The organism is Cryptosporangium minutisporangium (assembly GCF_039536245.1).
GTDB lineage: Bacteria > Actinomycetota > Actinomycetes > Mycobacteriales > Cryptosporangiaceae > Cryptosporangium > Cryptosporangium minutisporangium.
Genome location: NZ_BAAAYN010000148.1, coordinates 1 through 1,181, shown reverse-complemented (window position 1 = coordinate 1,181; position 1,181 = coordinate 1). Strand labels below are relative to the sequence as shown.

At 72.7% G+C, this 1,181-nt stretch carries 3 protein-coding genes; all 3 read left to right on the top strand.

Features of this window, described 5'->3' with window-relative positions; genetic code table 11:
- On the top strand, nt 1-510 hold a 510-nt coding region (locus ABEB28_RS42940), incomplete at its 5' end, for a type II secretion system F family protein (RefSeq protein ID WP_345734062.1).
- Between the two features lie 18 nt (nt 511-528).
- The gene (locus ABEB28_RS42935; protein WP_345734061.1) at nt 529-954 is read left to right on the top strand and encodes a fluoride efflux transporter FluC; all 426 of its coding nucleotides are present in this window, start codon (nt 529-531) and stop codon (nt 952-954) included.
- The coding region (locus tag ABEB28_RS42930) for a fluoride efflux transporter FluC (protein WP_345734060.1) at nt 951-1,181 on the top strand (231 nt) is incomplete at its 3' end. The genes ABEB28_RS42935 and ABEB28_RS42930, both read left to right, overlap by 4 nt.

Here is a 1,181-nt window from a genome sequence, read left to right as displayed (position 1 = left end):
GGCGCGCTCGCCGGAGGGCTGGGGCCGGACTGGTGGCTGTCGGTCCGGGTGCGACGTCGTACCGAGGTGCTGCGCGCCGAACTGCCGGTGGTCGCCGAGCTGCTCGCGCTGGCCGTGACCGCCGGGGAGGCGCCGGCGGCCGCGCTGCGCCGGGTGGCCCTGGTCAGCCGGGGCGAGCTGGGTCGCGAACTGACCCGGGTCGTGGACGAGAGCCGGTCGGGAGTCGGCTTGGTCACCGCGCTCGAAGGGCTGGGAGCCCGGTCGGCGTCGGAGCCGCTGGTGCGGTTCGTGGACGGCATCGTGATCGCGCTCGATCGAGGCACACCGCTCGCCGAAGTGCTCCGAGCCCAGGCCGCGGACGCCCGAGAAGCCGGGAAACGAGCGCTGCTGGCGACCGGGGGACGGCGGGAGATCGCGATGATGGTCCCGGTCGTCTTCCTCGTGTTGCCGGTCACCGTGCTGTTCGCGCTCTACCCGGGGCTGGTCTCGATCAGCCTGCTCAGCAGGTAGGCGAGCTACGGTGCTGCTGTGCCTGGGGAGCCGGAGGAGAAACTCGGGCCGGTGCTGGCGGCGATCTCCGCGGGGGGCTTGGTGGGTGCGCTCGCGCGCTACGGGCTCGCGACCGCGTGGCCGCACCGGTCGGACGAGTTCGCGTGGGCCACGCTGGTCACCAACGTGTCGGGCTGCCTGCTCATCGGCGTCCTGATGGTGCTGGTGACCGAGGTGTTCCGGGATCAGCGGCTGCTGCGGCCGTTCCTCGGCGTGGGCGTGCTCGGCGGCTTCACCACGTTCTCCACCTACGTCGTCGACGTGGGGCACGCGGCCACCGCGGGCGCGGTCGGCGTCGCGCTGGCCTACTTCCTCGCGACCGTGGTCGGGGCTCTGGTCGCGGTGTGGATCGGTGTATCGGGGACCGCCTGGTTGGTCTCGCGGCGACGGGGCGCCGGCCGGTGACCGTGCTCCTGGTAGCGCTCGGCGCGGCCGTCGGTGCGCCGTTGCGGTACCTCACCGATCGAGCGGTCCAGGCGCGTCACCACACGGTGTTTCCCTGGGGCACGTTCACGGTCAACGTCGTCGGATCGCTGCTGCTCGGGTTCCTCGCGGGGCTGCCGGCCGCTCCGGCCGTGACCGCTCTGCTCGGTACCGGATTCTGCGGAGCGCTGACCACGTACTCGACGTTC